The sequence below is a fragment of the Serratia silvae genome (assembly GCF_023282985.1).
Lineage (GTDB): Bacteria > Pseudomonadota > Gammaproteobacteria > Enterobacterales > Enterobacteriaceae > Chania > Chania silvae.
Window position 1 is genome coordinate 438,872 of record NZ_JAGQDC010000002.1, and the last position, 21,534, is coordinate 460,405.

A 21,534-nucleotide genomic window follows, 5' to 3' on the forward strand; every position below is an offset into this window, starting at 1 on the left:
TGGTACAATGGGATAATAATAGTGTTTTATCCTATTAATCACTCAAGACAGGCAATTAAACATAAGATTTAACTTGATTGTGGTTCACCAAGCAGCAAAGCGCGGTCGTGGAATTGACCATAGGTGCTGTTAACCACGCTTTGGCGGGTGGATTGCGCGATCAAAACCGTTAATTTGTCCATGCGTAACTGCATCAGTCGCTTAAGTTCGGTTTCGTTGTTGAGGATTTGCTGCAATTTGCTGCGTAAAATTTCCTGCAAGGCCGGAGATAGCTCAGAGATACTCACCTGTTTGGCGGTTGTTTCTACCGCCTGGACGTAGGTGATCTCCATTTCAATCAGCGCATCCCACTGGCCAGCCTGCGCCAGGGTGATCATTTGCTCACTCAGGGTTTGGATCAGTTGATAAGCTGATAGCAGTTGTTGGTAGTGTTCCATTATACGCCGTCCTGAGCGGGTTGATAATTGGGGCCAATTTGACGCCAGGCGTCGGCAATGTTTTCCAGCAGCCCGCTGACCTCGTCAAGCGCCGCGACATCATTGTGCAGGTTGGCCTGCATCAGACGGCGTTTCATATAGTCATATAGGGCCGCGAGATTATCGGCGATCTCCCCACCCTGTTCATGATTGAGGCCATTTTTCAGCCCGTTATCAATGATATTAATCGCCTTCGAGATCGCCAGCCCCTTGCCGGCGATATTCCCCTGATTCATCAGGATGCGTGCACGAAGCAGGGCGCTGAGCGCCCCGTCGAATAGCATCACGATTAGCTGGTGCGGGCTGGCACCCATCACGCCACTTTCTACACTCACCTGGGCGTAAGCCTGGGTTCCGCTGCGGTTGTACATGCTATTTTACCTGGTTAACGCGCCTATTTAGACGCGAACTGTTGGGTTAAATAATTACTGGTACCATTTAGCTTCGACATCATGGTATCCAACTGAACAAATTGCTGTTTGTAACGATCGATGGTGCTTTGAATACTTTCAGTCACTCGGGTGATTTGGGTATTCAAACGGTCAAGGTTAGTGTTGATACTCTTAGTAGAGTTCTCAATGACCCCACCTGCCTTGATGTAGTTTTGGATCTCATTGTGGATTTCCGTTGCCATACCGCTCTCCTTGCCATCACCGGCGAAGAAATTGGCCACCTGATCGGGCTTTTCATCAATCGCCTTTTTCAACTTTTCGCTGTCCAGTTCCAGCTTGCCGGTTTTGGTATTGGTGGTAATGCCGAGGTTACCCAAGCCCTTCAGCTCCGGGTTATCCTGTGCGGCGCTCAGCGCACTCTTAATGGAAGACTGGATGCCGCGCAGCGTGTTGTCGCCCAGTAATGCCCCGTTATTTGCGTTCTGTGCCTCCCCACTCTTGACCGGGGTGAATTTGGTCAGGGAGTTGAAGGTATCCAGCAGTGAGTTATAACTATCAACCCAGGCTTTGACCTTGTCCGCGGAGCCGTTTTTATCGGCGGAGACCACCAGGTTCTGTGGTTCGCCCGGTTTGGTAGTGGTTTTCAAATCCAGCGTGACCCCTTGCAGGGCATCGGCGATCGAGTTGGTGCTGCGCTTGATGGTGGTGCCGTTGATGGTCACCTGCGCATCCTGGCCTTTGACCGTTTCCTTCATCGCATTGTTGGTGCTGGTGGGATCGTAATTTAAGACCGCCCCCAGTTTATCGTCATTATTGACCTGCACCTTGACCGTATTGTTTTCGCCTGTGGTGGAGGAACTGATAGCCAACTGATACTCGTTATCGCCCACGCGCATAATAGTGGCATTCACCCCAGCCTTGGCGCCGTTGATGGCATCGCGCATTTCCAGCAGTGAGGTTTGATTGTCGCTGAGCGGGATTTTCACTTCTTTGGGCGGATTGCCGGCGGTGATGGAAACCGAGCGGTCGCTGGCACCACTGGTCCCCAGCTTCTCAGCCTGATCCTTGATCTCTGTCGTCGTCGTCAGGGTTTGCGGCTGTGCCAGGTGCTGCACTTCAACGCTGTAGTTACCCGGCACCGATTTGGCCGTGGTGGTCACTTTAAACTGGTCGTGTTCGCTGGCGGTGGTGTTGTTAAAGAACTCCGGCTTGGCCAATTCTTTGCTCAGGTTATCGAATTTTTCCAGCGCGCTTTTCAGCGTGCCGTAGGCGGTCAACTTGGCGTTATAACTGCTTTGCTGGGTGGTATAAGGCGTCAGACGTTGTTGTTCCGCCTTGCTCAGCTTGTCCAGCAAGCCATTGAGGTCCAACCCTGAGCCGATGCCTAATGAACTAATCGATGCCATTCGTCATTCTCCTATAATCAAAAACTAGTTACCCGTTGTCTTGCCAGTCGCTCGCGAGCATCAGGCAATGATGCTCTGCGGCCATTTGAAATCCATCGGGTATATACGCTCTATGCGTTATCGGCTCAGTATGCAAAAAGTTTACGGATAAATAGAAAAAACGATGGCGCAGTAGAAGAGGGAAAAACAGCGTTATTCGCGCCATTGGCGAAAAATGAAAAAAACGGAAAAAAAAATTAAAGGTTGCAGGGGCAGCGCCGATACCTGATGTGACGGTGGTTGACGCCGTGGGCCAACAAGGTCCGAACCCTTTAATTGTGAATGCGAACGTCGCAACTGATTCGTAAGGAAAGCAAATTATGGCACAAGTAATTAATACCAACAGCCTGTCGTTGATGGCGCAGAACAACCTGAACAAATCTCAGTCTTCTCTGGGGACCGCTATCGAGCGTCTGTCTTCTGGTCTGCGTATCAACAGCGCGAAGGATGATGCTGCGGGTCAGGCGATCTCTAACCGTTTCACCTCTAACATCAAGGGGCTGACTCAAGCCTCCCGTAACGCTAACGACGGTATCTCCCTGGCGCAGACTACCGAAGGCGCACTGAACGAAGTTAACGACAACCTGCAGAACATCCGTCGTCTGACCGTACAGGCACAGAACGGCTCCAACTCAGACAGCGATTTGAAATCCATCCAGGACGAAATCACCCAGCGTCTGAGTGAAATCGACCGTATCTCTGAACAGACCGATTTCAACGGCGTAAAAGTGTTGAGCAAAGATCAGAAACTGACCATTCAGGTTGGCGCTAACGATAGTGAAACTATCGATATTGACCTGCAGAAGATCAACTCTGAAGAACTGAAGCTGGACACCTTCAACGTGACCGAAAAAGGCAACCGTGTTGGTTCTAAGATCGCTAATGACTCTACCATCAAATATGATAACGCTGGTACAGTTGGAGATGCGAAAGTTGATTCTTCTACGCTGACTGGTAAAGACAAGTTGGTATCTGGTACCGACAAAAATGGCAAAACCATGTATCTGGTTGAAACCACCGGTGATGATGGCAAGAAGACGTATTCCACAGCCAAAGCGACCTTTACTCCTGCTGCTGCTGGCGCACCTGATACTGTTAAATTTGAGAAAGAAGGCACCCCAGTTGAAGTCAAGATCGACGATCCGCTGGCAACGCTGGACAAAGCCCTGTCACAAGTTGACAACCTGCGCTCTTCCCTGGGTGCGGTACAGAACCGTTTCGATTCTGTTATCAACAACCTGAACAGCACCGTGAACAACCTGTCTGCTTCCCAGTCTCGCATTCAAGATGCCGACTACGCGACCGAAGTATCCAACATGAGCCGTGCCAACATCCTGCAACAGGCTGGCACCTCGGTTCTGGCCCAGGCTAACCAGTCTACCCAGAACGTACTGACTCTGCTGCGTTAATCAACTCTCTCCGATTAGCCTGTCATCCAAACCCTGCTTCGGCAGGGTTTTTTATCTTCTGCTGCCGTCAGCGTTTTTACATGGCGCAAATAAAGCCCGTTTTGTACGGCTGTTCAGACGATTGGTATTTCGCCCGCTACGGATAATAGCTATGACTCCGTTATCCGCAGGTTAGACATTGTGAGCGATCTGTATACCGCCGAAGGCGTCATGGACAAAAATTCTCTCTGGTTGCGCTATGTCCCGCTAGTGCGCCACGAGGCGTTACGCCTGCAGGTTAGGCTGCCCGCCAGCGTGGAGCTGGACGATCTGCTGCAAGCCGGGGGAATAGGGCTGTTAAACGCCGTTGAGCGTTACGATGCCCTGCAAGGAACCGCCTTCACGACCTATGCCGTGCAGCGTATTCGCGGAGCGATGCTCGACGAGTTGCGCAGCCGTGACTGGGTGCCGCGCAGTGTACGCCGCAACGCCCGGGAAGTGGCGCGCATGATGCAGCAGTTGGAACAGCGGCTTGGCCGCCCGGCCAGCGAAGTGGAGGTGGCCCAGGGATTGGATATCTCGCTGGATGAGTATCGCCAGATCCTGCTGGACACCAATAATAGCCAGCTATTTTCCTACGACGAATGGCAGGAAGAGCATGGCGACAGCGCCGAACCGGTGCTGGAAGGTCATGAGGCTGCCAATCCGCTGCATCAACTGCTGGAGGGCAACCTACGCCAGCGGGTGATCGACGCCATCGAGGCGCTACCGGAACGCGAAAAACTGGTGCTGACGTTGTATTACCAGGAGGAGTTGAATCTGAAGGAAATTGGCGCAGTGCTCGATGTGGGTGAGTCGCGAGTCAGCCAGTTGCACAGCCAGGCGATTAAACGCCTGCGGGCACGTCTGGCCCAGGACACCTGAACCTCAAAGCCTGCCTCCTTAACCAACCTGATTACTGCCGCAATAAATGGACTGCAAATGATGCCAGGAAAACAGTTGAAGAAACGGCCACTCAGCCGCTACCTGAAAGATTATAAACACAGCCAAACCCATTGTTCCCAGTGCGAGAAGGTGCTCGAGCGCATGACGCTGGTGTTCCGTGGCAAGATCATCAATAAGGAGGCCATCGCCGGGATGGATCAGCTGATTGACGATTTGGTCTGGCAAAACGTGCAAAGCGAGTTGACTGCGCTATGCCGGTTTTGTAGTGAAATCTCCTGTAATAGTCATCCCAGCTACTTCGACATCATGGCGTTTAAACAGTATCTGTTTGAACAGACCGAGATGAACCACAGCACCATCCGCGAATATGTCGTGCGCCTGCGGCGCCTGGATGAAATGCTGGTGGCACATAACTATCCTGCCGATCAGTTTGCCAGCGCATTCAACCATCAGTGTATTATCGACGATCTGCTACCGGCGGCGAACGATAACTACCGTATCGCGCTGCGCAAATACGACCAGTACCTGGCCTGGCAAAAAAGCTACTGATAAGGTTGTGTCCCTCCATTGCACGTGAGCACCGCTGGAGGTCATTTGGACGCGTTGCAAGGCACGACCCGGTCAGTAGGCCGGGGGAACCTGCCCCCACCCCACGAATAAAGAGTGATTATTCAGAGCACATCTGATAAATCTATCACTCAAACACCGTTATTTTATTCCCTGGGGGAAGTTGTGGATCTGCAACAGCAACTGGCGCAATTCCCGCGCCTGGATTTGGTTGGCTCTGCCACGCCGCTCGAAAAGTTATCCCGCCTTTCAAACTACCTTGGCCGCGAAATTTACATCAAACGTGACGATGTCACGCCGATGGCGATGGGTGGCAACAAGCTGAGAAAGCTGGAGTTTTTAGCCGCCGACGCGATTCGCCAAGGGGCCGATACCCTGGTTACCGCCGGTGCCATTCAATCCAACCACGTTCGCCAGACCGCCGCCGTGGCGGCCAAGCTCGGCCTGCAATGCGTGGCGCTGTTGGAAAACCCCATCGATACCAAAGCGGAAAATTACCTCAGTAACGGTAACCGCCTGCTGCTCGATCTGTTCAATGTTGAAGTGGTGATGTGCGATGCCCTACACGATCCGCAGGTGCAGCTGGCAGATCTCGCCACTCGTTTGGAAGCCCAGGGCTTCCGCCCTTATGTCGTCCCCGTTGGCGGCTCCAACGCGCTCGGTTCATTGGGCTATGTGCAGTGTGCGCTGGAAATTGCCGCGCAGAGCCATGATGTCACTTTCAGTTCGATTGTGGTGGCATCCGGTAGTGCCGGGACTCACGCCGGTCTGGCGGTGGGGCTACAGCAACTGCTGCCGGAGAGCGAACTGATTGGCGTGACCGTTTCCCGCAAGGTGATCGATCAGTTACCTAAGGTTGAACAACTGCAAAAAGCGGTCGCCTGTTCGCTGAATATTGACGCATTGGCACCTATCACCTTGTGGGATGACTATTTTGCCCCGCAGTACGGAATGCCGAATGATGAAGGCATGGCGGCGGTGAAGTTGTTGGCACAGCAGGAAGGTGTGCTGCTGGACCCGGTCTATACTGGTAAGGCGATGGCGGGGTTGATTGATGGCATCAGCCAGAAACGTTTTCGCGATGAAGGTCCGATCCTGTTTGTGCACACCGGTGGGGCACCGGCGCTGTTCGCTTATCACCCACAGGTCTAATGCCGAGCAAATTTGTTATTCCATTTAGAACTATAGTTATCAGTTTATATTCCTTTATGAAGTATTCGTGACTGTTAAAGTCATGAAATCAAAAAGATAAACAACAGATGGGGTGTCTATGGTCTTTTCAAAATTTCGTCGTCAACTGCTGCTGGGTATGATGGCCGTGGCGTTGACCACCGGGTTAAGCGTGAAAACCTACGCGGCCGATAACCTGCTCGATCAGGTCAAGCAGCGTGGCACGCTGATCGTTGGGCTGGAAGGCACCTATCCGCCGTTCAGCTTCCAGGGCGAGGATGGCAAACTGACCGGCTTTGAGGTGGATTTCGCTAATGCACTGGCGGAACATCTGGGGTTGAAGGCTAAGCTCAATCCAACCAAATGGGATGGTATGTTGGCCTCGTTGGAGTCCAAGCGTATCGACGTGGTGATCAACCAGGTCACCATCTCTGATGAGCGTAAGAAAAAGTACGATTTCTCTACCCCATATACCGTTTCTGGTATCCAGGCGCTGGTGAAGAAAGGCAATGAAGGCATTATTACCAAGGCCGACGATCTGAAGGGTAAGAAGGTCGGCGTGGGTCTGGGCACCAACTACGAACAGTGGCTGCGTGAAAATGTGCAGGGTGTTGATGTGCGAACCTACGACGATGACCCAACTAAGTATCAGGATCTGCGTGTAGGCCGCATCGATGCTATTTTGGTCGACCGTCTGGCGGCGTTGGATCTGGTGAAAAAAACCGGCGATACGCTGGCCGTCGCTGGCCCGGCCTTCTCTCGGCAGGAATCTGGCGTAGCAGTGCGTAAAAACAATCCGGAACTGCTTGCCGCTATCGATCAGGCGATTGCCCATATGCAGCAAGACGGTACGTTGGCGAAGATCTCTGAAAAATGGTTTGGCGCGGACGTAACTAAATAATGCAAGAGAGTATTCAACTGGCGCTGGATTCAGCGCCATTTTTATTACGGGGTGCGCTGTTGACCCTCCAGCTCAGTCTGGGAGGCATGGCGCTCGGTTTGATCCTCGGGTTTCTGTTGGCGCTGATGCGCCTTTCGCCGTTATGGCCGATCTCCTGGCTGTCACGCATCTACGTGTCCCTGTTTCGCGGTACGCCGCTGATCGCTCAGCTGTTTATGATCTATTACGGTTTACCGCAGTTTGGCATCGAACTGGATCCGTTCCCTGCGGCATTAATCGGCCTTTCATTAAACACCGCAGCCTATACGTCGGAAACGCTGCGTGCGGCTATTTCCTCGATCGATAAAGGGCAGTGGGAAGCGGCGGCCAGTATCGGCATGACGCCCTGGCAGACCCTGCGCCGTGTGATCCTGCCGCAGGCGGCCCGCACCGCGTTGCCACCGCTGGGCAACAGCTTTATCGGTTTGGTCAAGGATACCTCGCTGGCGGCGACCATTCAGGTGCCGGAGCTGTTCCGTCAGGCGCAGCTGATCACCTCACGTACGCTGGAAGTGTTCGCCATGTATCTGGCGGCATCGCTGATCTACTGGGTGATGGCCACCTTGCTTTCCGCGTTGCAAAACCGTCTGGAAGCGCACGTTAACCGTCAGGATCAGGAGTAGCCGATGAGCGCTATCGAAGTCAGACAGTTGGTTAAAAAGTTCAAAGGGCAGACCGTGTTGCACGGTATTGATCTTGAGGTGAACGCGGGTGAAGTGGTGGCGATTATCGGGCCGAGTGGTTCCGGTAAGACGACCTTGCTACGCAGCATCAACCTGCTGGAGGTGCCGGATTCTGGTACTATCCGCGTTGGTGAGATCCTGATCGATAGCGCTCGCCCGCTGAGCAAACAAAAAAATCAGGTACGAGCTTTGCGCCAGCAGGTGGGCTTTGTTTTTCAGGGCTTCAACCTGTTTCCCCACCGTTCGGTGCTGGAAAACATCATCGAAGGGCCGGTGATCGTTAAAGGAGAGGCCAAGGCCAGCGCTGAAAAGCGGGCGCGTGTATTGTTGGCAAAAGTGGGGCTGAGCGGTAAAGAACAGGCCTACCCTAGACGTTTGTCCGGCGGTCAGCAGCAGCGCGTAGCCATTGCCAGGGCGTTAGCAATGCAGCCTGAGGTTATTTTGTTTGATGAACCGACCTCTGCGCTGGATCCTGAGCTGGTTGGCGAAGTGCTCAATACTATTCGCGCCTTGGCAGAAGAGAAACGCACCATGGTGATCGTCACGCACGAGATGAGCTTTGCCCGTGACGTAGCCGACCGCGCCATTTTTATGGATCATGGCCGCATTGTTGAGCAGGGGCCAGCGAAGGCGTTGTTCGCCAACCCGCAGCATCAGCGCACCAAGCAGTTTCTAGATAAGTTTCTCAATCAGTGATCTTGTCAGGGGGCGATGCCCCCTTAACCTCGTTAACCCGCTTTCAATAACTCATTACGCGCTGCGGCGGCGAGAAATGCGCTGCGGCTGCCATAGCCAGGATGCTGCTGCACCAGCGAATCAATACGGTTGAGTAGCCTGTGGGGCAATGTGATATTGATGCGTTCTGCCCGGCCATCGAACTTGTCCATATTAATATCCACCAGCAACCACTGCCCGCCGTTGAGGGCGTCGTTGCCCTGAGCCAGATGGAAGGACACCGCTTGTGGACGTGGAATGGCCTGATTCTCTTCGCTCAATAATTCAAAGTGGGCATCCAGAGCGCTTTTGGCATCCTGGAAGGTTTGATCGAGACTGTCTCCGGCAAAGTAGCAGCCTGGCACATCGGGAAAGAAACCGCTGGCGCTGCCATCCGGATCGGCATGTATATAAGCGGGATAAAACATAGTGTTACCTCGTCATTGCGAAATGGCTTAGGAATTAAGCAACCCTGCATCCTTCATGATTTGCCGTAGCGTTCCCAATTTCACATCCTTATTGGGATGGGGCACGGTGATCACCAACGATGAGTTGGGGTGTTTGAATTGATGGTGGCTGCCTTTGATCCGTTGTAAAACCCAACCATGGCTTTCGAGTCGTTTAATCAGTTCTGAACTTTTCACCTGTTCATTTCTTATAATACACACCATACACATTTATTGGCAAGGAGATGAATACGGTATCGGCTGATTTTTATGCAGGCAATAAAAAACCCCGCATCAATGCAGGGTCTGCGAAGAGGCTCGCAATAAAGGCGCAGCATCACAGGTACTGCGCCCTTATGGCGAGAAAAAATACGGCGATTGTTAACCGATCGTCATCAGGCTGGCGTTACCCCCTGCGGCGGCGGTGTTGACGCTTAACGAACGTTCGATCAACAGGCGTTCCAGCAGGATGTTGGTTTCACCGCGGGCGAAACCTTGTACCGAGACAATGGCACCGCTGCGTTGCGCGATTTGCTCACACAGGGGGCGCAGCTGATCGGCGTCGCCGTGATAGATGGCCGCATCAAACTCGACTTTATCCTGCGCCCAATCCTTGGTGAAACCGATCCGTGCCTGAACGGCGGCTGGCAGGCTGCGATACAGCGTGCGCTGCAATTCCGCTTCCGGCCACAGCGCCTGGCTGCCAACCGCCAACACGGCGGCCAACTGGTTCAGCGCATCGGCGTTGTTATCCGCCAGGCACAGCACACGTTCACGTGGCAGCAGGGCGTAAGTGTTGCGTTCCCCAGTTGGGCCTGGCAGCGGGCGAACGGTACCACCCTGGCCCAGTTCAGCGTATTGTTGCGCCAGGACTGCCAACTCGCGATGGTTCTCCGCCACGGCCCATTGTTCCAAGGCCTGATGCGGTGCGAGCAGCGTAGGGCGCACGGTTGCCTCCAGAGGACGCTCGTTATCCTGGCGATTCAGCGTGCGCTGCACGGCATCCAGCGGGCGGCTGGCCAGCAGGCGATACAGATAGAGCGGGCCACCGGCTTTCGGCCCAGTGCCTGACAATCCTTCGCCGCCAAACGGCTGCACGCCTACCACCGCACCCACCATGTTGCGGTTAACATACAGGTTACCGACCTTGGCGTGATCGGTCACTCTGGCGATGGTTTCATCGATACGGGTATGGATACCCAGCGTCAGGCCATAGCCTGAGGCATTGATCTGATCGACCAATGCGCCCAGGTTGGCACGCTGGAAGCGAACCACGTGCAGCACCGGGCCAAAGATCTCTTTTTGCAACTCGTCAAAGCTTTCCAGCTCGATCAGCGTTGGCTTCACAAAGGTGCCGCGAGCCCACTCCTTCTCATCATCTCCCAGGCTTTTTGCCGCCTGATAAACCTTGCGGCCTTTGGCACGCATGGCCTGGATATGGCGTTCAATGCCGGTTTTGGCTTCGGCGTCGATCACCGGGCCAATGTCGGTAGACAGACGTTCCGGATTACCCATCCGGCATTCGGCCATCGCCCCGCGCAGCATTTTCAGGGTGTGTTCTGCCACGTCTTCCTGCACACACAGGATGCGCAGAGCAGAGCAACGCTGTCCGGCACTGTCGAAGGCGGAGGCTACGACGTCGGTCACCACCTGTTCGGTCAGGGCGGAAGAGTCGACGATCATCGCATTCAAACCGCCAGTTTCGGCAATCAACGGGGTTGGGCGGCCTTGAGGATCCAGACGGCCTGCGATATTGCGTTGCAGAATGCCCGCAACGTCGGTAGAGCCGGTGAACATCACGCCGCGTACCCGGGCATCATTGACCAAAAGGGAGCCTACGGTTTCACCCTGGCCAGGCAACAGTTGCAGGACGCCCTGAGGAATGCCAGCCTCCAGCAGGATGCGTACCGCCTGGGCGGCGACCAAAGGCGTCTGTTCCGCAGGCTTTGCCAGCACGCTGTTACCGGCGGCAAGGGCGGCGGCAACCTGGCCGGTGAAGATGGCCAGCGGGAAGTTCCACGGGCTGATACAGACTACCGGGCCTAACGGACGATGGCTGTCGTTGGCGAAGTCGTCACGTACTTGGCCAGCGTAGTAATGCAGAAAATCAACCGCTTCGCGGACTTCTGAGATGGCGTTATTGAAGGTTTTACCTGCCTCGCGCACCAGGATCCCCAGCAGGCTTTGCAGCTGGCTTTCCATCAGCTCTGCCGCGCGTTCTAAAATGGCAGCACGTTCAGAAGGTGGGGTGGCAAACCAGATCGGCCCGGCTGCGGCAGCGGCGTCTAATGCCCGGCTGACTTCACCTTCGGTGGCCTCACGAACATAGCCGACGATATCACCCGGTTCGGCTGGGTTGATCACCGGTTGTTCAACGCCTTGATCCAACGGAGCATCGATAATTGGCTCAGCACGCCATTGCTGGCTTGCGCTGGTGAGCAGGGCGCTGGACAACGAAGCCAACCGTTGTTCGTTAGCAAGATCCAGACCACTGGAGTTAACGCGTTTTTCACCATATAGCTCACGCGGCAATGGAATGCGCGGATGCGGTAAACCGATACGGCCTTCGCTAGCCGCCATGGCCTCGACTGCGCTGACAGGGTCGGCTACCAGCTCGTCGAGCGGCAGCGTGGCATCGGCGATACGGTTAACGAATGAGGTATTGGCCCCGTTTTCCAGCAGACGGCGTACCAGATAGGCCAACAGCGTTTCGTGCGTACCGACCGGCGCATAAATACGGCAAGGGCGGTTCAGCTTGCCGTCGGCCACTTTGCCTACCACCTGTTCGTACAGTGGTTCACCCATGCCGTGCAGGCACTGGAATTCGTACTGGCCGGGATAATAGTTATTACCCGCCAGGTGATAGATAGCGCTCAGCGTGTGGGCGTTGTGGGTGGCAAACTGCGGATAAATCAGGTTAGGTACTGCCAGCAGCTTGCGGGCGCAGGCCAGATAGGAAACGTCGGTATACACTTTGCGGGTATACACCGGGTAGCCTTCCAGGCCATCCATCTGGGCGCGCTTGATTTCGCTGTCCCAGTAAGCGCCTTTTACCAGGCGGATCATCAGGCGACGGCGGCTGCGGTTGGCCATGTCGATCACCGCATCAATAGCAAACGGGCAGCGCTTCTGGTAAGCCTGAATAACAAAGCCGATGCCGTTCCAACCGGCCAGCTGCGGCTCAAAGCACAGCTTTTCCAACAGATCGAGGGAGATCTCCAGGCGATCGGCTTCTTCGGCATCGATATTGATGCCGATATCGTATTGGCGTGCCTGCAACGTCAGCGACAGCAAGCGTGGATACAGCTCCTCCATCACGCGATCATACTGGGCACGGCTGTAACGTGGATGCAGCGCCGAGAGTTTGATCGAGATGCCAGGGCCTTCATAGATGCCACGGCCATTGGAGGCTTTACCGATAGCGTGGATTGCTTGCTGATAGGAAACCAGATAGGCCTGCGCATCGGCTTCGGTCAGTGCGGCTTCACCCAGCATGTCGTACGAGTAACGGAAGCCTTTGTCTTCCAGCTTGCGCGCATTGGCCAGCGCTTCGGCGATGGTTTCACCGGTCACAAACTGTTCGCCCATCAGGCGCATCGCCATATCGACCCCTTTACGGATCAACGGCTCACCGCGCTTACCGATGATACGGTTCAGTGCGTTGGAGAGATTGGCTTCATTATGGGTAGACACCAGCTTGCCGGTAAACAGCAGGCCCCAGGTTGCGGCGTTGACGAACAGCGAAGGGCTGCGGCCAAGGTGGGAATGCCAGTTGCCGTTGCTGATTTTGTCGCGGATTAACGCATCGCGCGTTGGCTTATCTGGAATACGCAGCAGCGCTTCGGCCAGGCACATCAGAGCCACCCCTTCCTGAGAAGAGAGCGAGAACTCCTGCAGCAATCCTTGCACCATACCGGCACGGCCGTTGGCACTTTTCTGGTTACGCAGCTTTTCGGCAATGCCATAGGCCAGTTTATGGGTGGCCTGTGCCAGATCGGCAGGTAAACGCGCCTGTTCGAGCAGCATTGGCACCGCTTCAGTTTCCGGGCGGCGGTAGGCGGCGGTGATGGCCGCACGAGTGACGGACTGCGGCAGGATCTGTTCGGCAAACTCAAGGAAAGGTTGATGGGACTCTTCTGGCACCTGCGGCGTGATGTCATCCGCTTCTGCCTGGTTGGTTGCGGTCAGCGTCGGAATTTCTGGCAGATCGGAACCGCTCTCCAGACGTTCAAGATAATTGAAAATAGCCTGCTTGATTAACCAGTGTGGCGTGCGGTCAATCCGTTGCGCCGCACTCTTGATGCGATCGCGGGTTGCTTCATCGAGCTTAACGCCCATTGTGGTAGTGCCCATGCCAATCCAGCTCCTGTGTTTGGAACTCCTCCCAACCAGCCAGATTAGGAGCGCTCCGTAGCGAAAATGAGGTTATTGATGCCGACAATATCCTGCATGTTGCAACTTTGTGCAACCTTGTTAAATGCGCTCCGTGATGAAGTGTGACTCCAATCGATTTTTTAACATCTAAGGAGCGGCGGAATACCGACTGAACGGCGGGATTGTTGTGCGAGGTTGAGGTATTTCCCTGTATAAATCAGGGTTAAGTAAGAGGCGCAACTCATTTTGATTGTCGCGAGTGCAACCTCGGCAGCGAATAAATGTGACCTGGGGTGAGTTTCGTGTGAGTTTTCTGTTAAATGTCTTGTTGGTTGTTGACTGCGTCATCTAGGATAGCCAGCGTTCAGACCATGATGGGTATAAACGCTGTTTGCCCGCCTTCATCGCAATGCGCCCCGTTCCGGCGCTTGGCGGGTGAAATTACTGACATAAAAATACCTGATAACTTTCAATAGGCTGCTAACATAAGGCGGTTTGAAAGGGAGAAGGGAATAATAAATGGAGAGTTTAAGATAATGAACACACCTATGCTGGTGACCTTCGTGGTCTACATTCTTGGGATGGTGGTGATCGGCCTGCTGGCCTATCGGGCGACCAATAACTTTGACGATTACATTTTAGGTGGCCGCAGCCTGGGTAGCGTGGTGACTGCGCTCTCCGCCGGGGCATCAGATATGAGCGGCTGGTTGCTGATGGGCTTGCCGGGTGCGATTTTCCTCTCCGGTATTTCGGAGAGCTGGATCGCCATCGGGCTGACCATCGGGGCTTACCTGAACTGGAAGCTGGTAGCAGGGCGGTTGCGGGTTCATACCGAAGCCAACAACAACGCCTTGACGCTGCCGGACTACTTTACCAGCCGTTTTGAGGATAACAGCAAACTGCTGCGGGTAATTTCTGCCATCGTGATCCTGGTGTTCTTCACCATCTATTGTGCTTCCGGCATTGTAGCCGGTGCGCGTCTGTTTGAAAGTACCTTCGGCATGACCTACGCCACCGCGCTGTGGGCCGGGGCGGCCGCTACCATCCTGTATACCTTTATCGGCGGGTTCCTGGCGGTTAGTTGGACTGATACCGTGCAGGCCAGCCTGATGATTTTTGCACTGATCCTTACGCCGGTGATTGTGATCTTCGCCGTAGGCGGTATTGATACTTCGATAATGGTGATCGCGGCTAAAAACCCGGCCAATCTGGATATGATGAAAGGGCTGAATCTGGTGGCGATCCTGTCGCTGCTGGGCTGGGGCCTGGGCTACTTCGGACAGCCGCATATTCTGGCGCGCTTTATGGCGGCGGACTCCCACCGCACCATCCGTAGCGCTCGCCGTATCAGTATGACCTGGATGATCCTCTGCCTGGCGGGGACCATTGCGGTTGGCTTCTTCGGCATCGCCTACTTTGCCAATAACCCGGATCAGGCGGGTAACGTGGCGGAAAACGGCGAGCGGGTATTTATCGAACTGGCCATGCTGCTGTTTAACCCATGGATTGCCGGGATCCTGTTGTCGGCCATTTTGGCGGCGGTGATGAGCACCTTGAGCTGCCAGCTGCTGGTATGTTCGAGTGCGATCACCGAAGACCTGTACAAAGCCTTCCTGCGCAAAGAGGCCAGCCAGCGTGAGCTGGTGTGGGTCGGGCGTGCGATGGTGCTAGTGGTGGCGCTGGTAGCAATAGCCCTGGCGGCTAACCCGGAGAACCGCGTGCTGGGTCTGGTAAGCTATGCCTGGGCCGGTTTTGGTGCCGCATTTGGCCCGGTGGTACTGATCTCGGTGATGTGGTCGCGTATGACCCGTAACGGTGCGCTGGCCGGTATGTTGGTAGGGGCGATTACCGTGATCGTCTGGAAGCAGTACGCTTGGCTGGGTCTGTACGAAATCATTCCTGGCTTTGTGTTGGGTTGCATCGCCATCGTAGTGGTTAGCCTGATGGGCCGCCAGCCTTCGGCAACCATCACCAAGCGTTTTGATCTGGCAGAGGCCGAGTTCAAAACCGTCTAATCCCGCCTTAATCTCTCCCTGGCAATCAGGGAGAGATCCGCTTTCCCTATCACTCGTTTCACCAAGCTGTAACAACTAGCGACATTTGATTAATAAAAATCACACTTCCGCCTCTTGTTTTTCTTTTCAGTAGAATGATAATCACTATCGTTTTGGTTTGCTTTTCTTTACATAGCCGCGGCCTCGGTCGACCTAGCGCAGCGGCTGACTACAAGTGCCTTTTCAGGGGTTAATATTCTATGTTTGTTCCTTTCCTTATCATGTTCCGTGAGGGGCTGGAGGCTGCGCTGATCGTCAGTTTGATCGCCAGCTATCTGAAGCGGACTCAACGCGGTCAATGGCTTGGGGTGGTATGGATTGGGGTGATCGTCGCCGTTGCTCTGTGTCTGGCACTAGGCATCTTCATCAATGAAACCACTGGCGAGTTTCCACAAAAACAGCAAGAGCTGTTCGAAGGGCTGGTGGCGGTGGTGGCGGTGTGCATTCTGACCTATATGGTGTTTTGGATGCGCAAGGTTTCCCGCTCGGTGAAGGTGCATCTTGAAGGGGCGATCGATAACGCGCTCAACTCGGGTAAAAGGCAAGGCTGGGCGCTGGTGGCGATGGTATTTTTTGCCGTTGCCCGTGAAGGGCTGGAGTCGGTGTTCTTTCTGCTGGCTGCATTTCAGCAGGATGTGGGCATTGCCGCGCCAATCGGTGCGATGCTCGGCCTGGCGTGCGCCATCGTGGTGGGCATGTTGATCTATTGGGGCGGTATCAAATTGCACCTGGCCAAGTTCTTCAAATGGACCAGCCTGTTTATTCTGTTCGTGGCTGCGGGCCTGGCCGCCGGGGCGATCCGTGCCTTCCACGAGGCCGGATTGTGGAACCACTTTCAGGATATCGCGTTCGACTTCAGCAACCAGCTATCCACGCATTCACTGCTGGGCACCCTGTTAGAGGGAATATTCGGCTATCAGGAAGCGCCATCGGTCAGCGAAGTAGCGGTCTATTTCCTGTATCTGATCCCTGCTCTGATTTTCTTTTTCCTGCCGCAGCGTACGGAGTCCTCAGCGATCACGGCGCAAAGCAAGACACCTCACTAATTTACTAGGGAATACCGTATGTCTACTCCGTTATTTCGCCGTAAGGCATTGCATGCTGCATTACTGGCCGTTCCTGCTTTCGCACTGAGTCTCAACGCGCTGGCGGCGGATATCCCGCGGGTTTTGGTGACCGTTAACGACAAACAGTGTGAGCCGATGCAGTTGACCCTGCCAGCCGGTAAAACTCAGTTTGTGGTGCATAACACCAGCCAGAAGAACCTGGAGTGGGAAATCCTCAAAGGTGTGATGGTGGTGGAAGAGCGTGAAAATATCGCGCCGGGTTTCACCCAGAAAATGACGGCAAACCTGGAAGCGGGCGAATACGACATGACCTGTGGGCTGCTGAGCAACCCTAAAGGCAAGCTTGTCGTCACGGCTGCGGGTACGGTAGCTGATGGCAAACCGAATGTGATGGATCTGGTTGGCCCGATTGCCGAATATAAAGTCTATGTCACCAAGGAAGTTGAAGGGCTGGTCAAGCAAACCAAGCTGTTCACCGATGCGATCAAAGCCGGTGATGTGGCCCAGGCCCGCAAGCTTTATGCGCCAACCCGTCAGCACTACGAGCGTATCGAACCGATTGCCGAGCTGTTCTCCGATCTGGACGGTAGCATCGACGCCCGTGAAGACGACTATGAGAAGAAAGCCGAAGATCCAAAATTCACCGGCTTCCACCGTCTGGAGAAAGCGCTGTTTGCCGACAACACCACCAAGGGCATGAATGAGTACGCCGATGGTCTGTACAAAGACACGCTGGAGTTGCAAAAGCGCATCGGTGAACTGACCTTCCCGCCAAGTAAAGTGGTGGGTGGCGCTGCTGGCCTGATTGAAGAAGTGGCGGCCAGCAAGATCAGCGGTGAAGAAGATCGCTACAGCCGTACCGACCTGTGGGATTTCCAGGCTAACGTCGATGGTGCTCAGAAGATCGTCAACCTGCTGCGTCCGTTATTGGAAAAGGCCAACCAGCCACTGCTGGCGAAGATCGACGCCAACTTTAAAACCGTCGACACCATTCTTGCTAAGTACAAGACTCCAGAGGGTTATGAATCTTACGAGAAGCTGACCGACGCAGATCGTAAGGCGATGAAAGGGCCGATCACCACGCTGGCAGAAGACTTGTCACAACTGCGTGGCGTACTGGGTCTGGATTAAGGCGAAAATGATGAACCACAAGACCGGCCCGCACAACGGGCCGTTTCCTCAGGATGAACAGGCCGCTTCGCCATCGCGCAGACGGTTGTTGCAAGGTTTGGGCATGATGGGCGGTGCTCTGGCGTTGGCTGGGCCATCCCTGGCACGGGCTGTAGAAGAGCCGCTGGCTACCTCGCAGGATGAACGCTGGCAAAAACAACCGTTCTACGGTCAGCATCAATCCGGTATCTTGACGCCACAACAGGCGGCCATGATGCTGGTGGCTTTCGACATGCTGGCGACCAATAAGCAGGATCTCGAACGGCTATTTCGTCTGTTGACCAACCGTATTGCGTTCCTCACCAGCGGCGGTAAGGCTCCGGAGGTCGATCCCAAACTGCCACCAATGGATTCGGGTATCATGGGGCCGGAGATCTACCCCGATAACCTGACCATCACCGTTTCTGTTGGCACCTCGCTGTTTGATGAGCGCTTTGGCTTGCAGCCGAAAAAACCGCTGCACCTGCAAACCATGACTCGCTTCCCCAACGATTCACTTGATGCAGCCCTGTGTCATGGTGACTTGCTGCTGCAAATCTGTGCCAATACCAATGAAACGGTGATCCACGCGCTGCGCGATATCATCAAGCATTCGCCAGACTTGCTCAGCGTGCGTTGGAAGCGGGAAGGTTTTATCTCGGCACATTCGGCCCGCAGCCGGGGCAAAGAGACGCCGATTAACCTGCTGGGCTTCAAAGACGGCACCGCCAACCCAAAAACCAGCGATAAGCCGTTAATGGATCAGGTTGTGTGGGTCGGTGATAAAGCGGGGGAACCTGCCTGGGCCGTTGGCGGTAGCTATCAAGCCGCGCGTATCATTCGTTTCCACGTCGAATTTTGGGATCGGACGCCGTTGCAGGAGCAACAAACCATCTTTGGCCGTGAAAAACACAGCGGCGCGCCGTTGGGGATGAAGCACGAGCACGACGAACCCGATTATGCCAAAGACCCGGAAGGTAAGCTGATCCCTCTGGATGCCCATATTCGGTTGGCCAACCCGCGCACACCGCAAACCCAGAGCAGCCTGATGCTGCGCCGTGGCTACAGTTATTCGCTGGGCGTTTCCAATTCGGGGCAACTGGAGATGGGCCTGCTGTTTGTCTGTTACCAGGCAGACTTGGAACAGGGCTTCCTGGCGGTGCAGAAACGGTTAAACGGTGAAGCGCTGGAGGAATACGTCAAGCCTATCGGCGGCGGTTATTTCTTTGTGTTACCGGGCGTCAAGACGAGTGGCGATTATTTGGCCAGTGGCTTGCTGCAGGCTTGAACAGCTAAAGTTTTCCGTAGAACAGAGAAGCGCAGCGCAAAGGCTGCGCTTTTTCATGTGCTCAATTTTTAATCTGGAAACCTAAATGTCATCCATTGGAATTAATATTAATTAATTGATATTTAACAATAAAATAATCTAACACCAAGTAATCTACGCTTTGATATAGTGGTGTCGCAGTGGGTTCAAACAAAAAATATTAATTTTTTTACATTTTAGCAACGCAGCGCGTTTGAATGTCATTATACTGTAATCATCTGGCGGTAGTTTTCACACGGTGCACAGCTCAATGCTGTTTAGCCTATGGATTTCAAGTTGCGGCTAGGCAACAAGCTTATTCATCCCCAGGAGCTTACTTTAGTAAGTGACTGGGGTGAATAAGTGCAGTTAACAATGCTGCAGCTTGAAAGACGACGGGTAAAAATATCACTGCGGGGATCGCTAATGGTAAAGTCCTTGGTTGGGCTACAAACAACAAATAACATACCTTCCCTGATTTCTCGTTGTAACGAGGGCCCTCTCTACGACTCTCAATTTCTGACCGACTCTTGGCTTTCCTTTCGCATTAATCCGGCTGACACACACTCCTGTTTTGTACCAATCTCGTTGTTCTGTAAAAAAGAGCCGCGCCCGTTGGCGGCTAGGTGTTCACGTTATTTATCAACAACCAAATACTCTATGGATTTCAAGCTGCAGCTAGGCGACAAGCTATCTCATCCCCAGGAGCTTACTTTTGTAAGTGACTGGGGTGACAAATCTGTCGGGAACAGATTTGAACGCTGTACACAGCGGCCCCGAAGGGGTGAGGTCCAGGGATGGGCCGAATAGCTATGTGCAGGTAACAACGCTGCAGCTTGAAAGACGACGAGTATTAAAGGGGGCCATAACCTAATACGTGTGTGAAACAACATCGCTCGGTTTTGTACTGCCGCTGCGGTAGGTGAAACAAACTGTAAGGTGCCACTATGGGAAGACAGAAAGCAGTGATCAAAGCACGTCGTGAAGCCAAACGCGTCATTCGTCGTGACGCTCGTAGTCATCGCCAGCGTGAAGAAGAAAGCGTGACTTCGCTGGTACAAATGGGTGGTGTGGAATCTATCGGCATGGCACGTGACAGCCGGGATACTTCTACCATCGAGGCTAGAACCGAAGCTCAAGGTCATTACTTATCAGCCATAGAAAACAAGCTGTTGATATTTGCCACTGGTGAGGCCGGTTGCGGTAAAACCTTCATCAGTGCTGCCAAGGCAGCTGAAGCCCTGATACATAAAGAGGTGGATCGGATTATCGTCACTCGTCCGGTTCTGCAGGCGGATGAAGATCTCGGCTTTTTGCCGGGGGATATCTCTGAGAAGTTCGCCCCTTATTTCCGGCCGGTGTATGACATTCTACTACGCCGTTTAGGATCGTCGTTCTTGCAATACTGCCTGCGCCCGGAAATTGGCAAGGTAGAGATCGCGCCTTTCGCCTATATGCGCGGGCGTACCTTCGAAAATGCGGTAGTCATCCTGGACGAGGCCCAGAACGTGACGGCCAGCCAGATGAAGATGTTTTTGACCCGTCTGGGCGAGAACGTCACGGTGATCGTGAACGGCGATATTACCCAGTGCGATTTGCCACGCGGCGTGAAATCCGGCCTTAGCGACGCGCTGGAACGCTTCGAAGAGGATGAGATGGTCGGTATCATTCGTTTCGACAAACAGGACTGTGTGCGCTCTGCCTTGTGCCAACGCACGCTTAATGCTTACGATTAACCTATTTATATCTCTAAAAGGGCCACTTCGGTGGCCTTTTTAATGCTCAAAACTACAGGTAATATCATAAAAAATAATGAGTTAAGTAGACTCTGTACGTCATTAAAAATGACTCAAGTGTGGACATGGACGCGCTACGTTTGTCTTGAGGTCGTGCGTGTTGCTCCCAAGGTTGTTGACGTGGATTTGGATCTTTTGACGTTAAAAAGTGATCTTACCCAGCAATAGTGGACACGGCGCTAAGTGAGTAAACTCTTAACCAGATTTCGCCAAGAAACCCTCAAACTGGCTGAACGTATCGGCGTGGCCGCCGCTGCCCGCGAACTCAGCTTGTACGAATCGCAGATTTATACCTGGCGCAGCAAACTGCAACAGCAGCACTCTTCATCTGGACACGAGCAGGAAATGTCCACCGAAATTGCCTGCCTGAAACGCCAACTCGCTGAAAAGGATGAAGAGTTGGCCATTCTCCAAAAGGCCGCGACATACTTCGCGAAGCGCCTGAAATGAAGTATGTCTTTATCGAAAAACATCAGGCTGAGTTCAGCATCAAAGCCATGTGCCGGGTGCTCCGTGTTGCACGCAGCGGCTGGTATGCCTGGCGTCTGCGCCGTCATCATATAGCCCCGCGTCAGCAGTTCCGTCTTGTCTGCGATAACGCTGTCCGAAAGGCATTCAGTGA

General features: G+C 53.9%; 18 protein-coding genes and 1 pseudogene. 13 read left to right on the forward strand and 6 right to left on the reverse strand.

From position 1 onward, the window contains the following. Positions 1 to 68 precede the first annotated feature (68 nt). The 3 genes from fliT to fliD are packed head-to-tail and all read right to left on the reverse strand — an operon-like array spanning position 69 to position 2,274. The gene (gene fliT / locus KAJ71_RS04175) at positions 69 to 437 is read right to left on the reverse strand and encodes a flagella biosynthesis regulatory protein FliT (protein WP_248944511.1); all 369 of its coding nucleotides are present in this window, start codon (positions 435 to 437) and stop codon (positions 69 to 71) included. Then, the gene (gene fliS, locus KAJ71_RS04180; RefSeq protein ID WP_248944512.1) at positions 437 to 847 is read right to left on the reverse strand and encodes a flagellar export chaperone FliS; all 411 of its coding nucleotides are present in this window, start codon (positions 845 to 847) and stop codon (positions 437 to 439) included. The genes fliT and fliS overlap by 1 nt, the downstream gene beginning before the upstream one ends. 23 nt (positions 848 to 870) lie before the next feature. After that, positions 871 to 2,274 (reverse strand): flagellar filament capping protein FliD, encoded by a 1,404-nt coding sequence (gene fliD / locus KAJ71_RS04185; RefSeq protein WP_248944513.1) that lies wholly within the window; start codon positions 2,272 to 2,274, stop codon positions 871 to 873. A 359-nt stretch (positions 2,275 to 2,633) separates the two neighbouring features. Here fliD and KAJ71_RS04190 point away from each other — a divergent pair, with 359 nt between their 5' ends. From KAJ71_RS04190 to tcyN, 7 genes are all read left to right on the forward strand, one after another. After that, positions 2,634 to 3,722: a FliC/FljB family flagellin gene (locus KAJ71_RS04190; protein ID WP_248944514.1), complete on the forward strand. Its 1,089-nt coding sequence runs from the start codon at positions 2,634 to 2,636 to the stop codon at positions 3,720 to 3,722. A 180-nt stretch (positions 3,723 to 3,902) separates the two neighbouring features. Next, positions 3,903 to 4,625, forward strand: coding sequence for an RNA polymerase sigma factor FliA (locus KAJ71_RS04195; protein WP_248944515.1), 723 nt, complete (start codon positions 3,903 to 3,905; stop codon positions 4,623 to 4,625). Between the two features lie 60 nt (positions 4,626 to 4,685). Continuing rightward, on the forward strand, positions 4,686 to 5,195 hold the full coding sequence (fliZ, locus tag KAJ71_RS04200) for a flagella biosynthesis regulatory protein FliZ (protein WP_248944545.1): 510 nt from the start codon (positions 4,686 to 4,688) through the stop codon (positions 5,193 to 5,195). A 183-nt stretch (positions 5,196 to 5,378) separates the two neighbouring features. Next, the gene (locus tag KAJ71_RS04205; RefSeq protein WP_248944516.1) at positions 5,379 to 6,365 is read left to right on the forward strand and encodes a D-cysteine desulfhydrase; all 987 of its coding nucleotides are present in this window, start codon (positions 5,379 to 5,381) and stop codon (positions 6,363 to 6,365) included. A gap of 118 nt (positions 6,366 to 6,483) precedes the next feature. Further along, on the forward strand, positions 6,484 to 7,284 hold the full coding sequence (gene tcyJ, locus KAJ71_RS04210) for a cystine ABC transporter substrate-binding protein (RefSeq protein WP_248944517.1): 801 nt from the start codon (positions 6,484 to 6,486) through the stop codon (positions 7,282 to 7,284). After that, the gene (gene tcyL, locus KAJ71_RS04215; RefSeq protein WP_021180972.1) at positions 7,284 to 7,946 is read left to right on the forward strand and encodes a cystine ABC transporter permease; all 663 of its coding nucleotides are present in this window, start codon (positions 7,284 to 7,286) and stop codon (positions 7,944 to 7,946) included. Before tcyJ ends, tcyL begins: the two co-directional genes overlap by 1 nt. 3 nt (positions 7,947 to 7,949) lie before the next feature. Continuing rightward, a complete protein-coding gene (gene tcyN, locus KAJ71_RS04220; RefSeq protein WP_248944518.1) occupies positions 7,950 to 8,702 on the forward strand; it encodes an L-cystine ABC transporter ATP-binding protein TcyN in 753 nt (250 codons plus the stop codon). Between the two features lie 32 nt (positions 8,703 to 8,734). Here tcyN and KAJ71_RS04225 read toward each other — a convergent pair whose 3' ends face one another. The 3 genes from KAJ71_RS04225 to putA all read right to left on the reverse strand — a co-directional run bounded on the left by KAJ71_RS04225 (position 8,735) and on the right by putA (position 13,519). Next, the gene (locus KAJ71_RS04225) at positions 8,735 to 9,148 is read right to left on the reverse strand and encodes a type II toxin-antitoxin system HicB family antitoxin (protein WP_248944519.1); all 414 of its coding nucleotides are present in this window, start codon (positions 9,146 to 9,148) and stop codon (positions 8,735 to 8,737) included. A 27-nt stretch (positions 9,149 to 9,175) separates the two neighbouring features. Continuing rightward, complete coding sequence (locus KAJ71_RS04230) at positions 9,176 to 9,364, reverse strand: type II toxin-antitoxin system HicA family toxin (RefSeq protein ID WP_021805694.1); 189 nt, start codon at positions 9,362 to 9,364, stop codon at positions 9,176 to 9,178. A gap of 183 nt (positions 9,365 to 9,547) precedes the next feature. Further along, complete coding sequence (putA, locus tag KAJ71_RS04235; protein ID WP_248944520.1) at positions 9,548 to 13,519, reverse strand: trifunctional transcriptional regulator/proline dehydrogenase/L-glutamate gamma-semialdehyde dehydrogenase; 3,972 nt, start codon at positions 13,517 to 13,519, stop codon at positions 9,548 to 9,550. Positions 13,520 to 14,076: 557 nt separating this feature from the next. On the opposite strand from putA, the gene putP reads away from it, so the two are divergent. The 6 genes and pseudogenes from putP to KAJ71_RS04265 form a co-directional block, all read left to right on the forward strand. Beyond that, positions 14,077 to 15,555, forward strand: coding sequence for a sodium/proline symporter PutP (putP, locus tag KAJ71_RS04240; protein WP_248944521.1), 1,479 nt, complete (start codon positions 14,077 to 14,079; stop codon positions 15,553 to 15,555). A 239-nt stretch (positions 15,556 to 15,794) separates the two neighbouring features. Further along, positions 15,795 to 16,640, forward strand: a complete 846-nt coding sequence (gene efeU / locus KAJ71_RS04245) for an iron uptake transporter permease EfeU (RefSeq protein WP_248944522.1) — start codon at positions 15,795 to 15,797, stop codon at positions 16,638 to 16,640. A gap of 18 nt (positions 16,641 to 16,658) precedes the next feature. Then, positions 16,659 to 17,792 (forward strand): iron uptake system protein EfeO, encoded by a 1,134-nt coding sequence (gene efeO, locus KAJ71_RS04250; protein WP_248944523.1) that lies wholly within the window; start codon positions 16,659 to 16,661, stop codon positions 17,790 to 17,792. Positions 17,793 to 17,802: 10 nt separating this feature from the next. Beyond that, positions 17,803 to 19,098, forward strand: coding sequence for an iron uptake transporter deferrochelatase/peroxidase subunit (efeB, locus tag KAJ71_RS04255; protein ID WP_248944546.1), 1,296 nt, complete (start codon positions 17,803 to 17,805; stop codon positions 19,096 to 19,098). 965 nt (positions 19,099 to 20,063) lie between these two features. Beyond that, complete coding sequence (gene phoH, locus KAJ71_RS04260) at positions 20,064 to 20,852, forward strand: phosphate starvation-inducible protein PhoH (RefSeq protein WP_021180979.1); 789 nt, start codon at positions 20,064 to 20,066, stop codon at positions 20,850 to 20,852. Positions 20,853 to 21,095: 243 nt separating this feature from the next. After that, positions 21,096 to 21,534, forward strand: a pseudogene (locus KAJ71_RS04265) (transposase family protein); the annotation flags it as partial.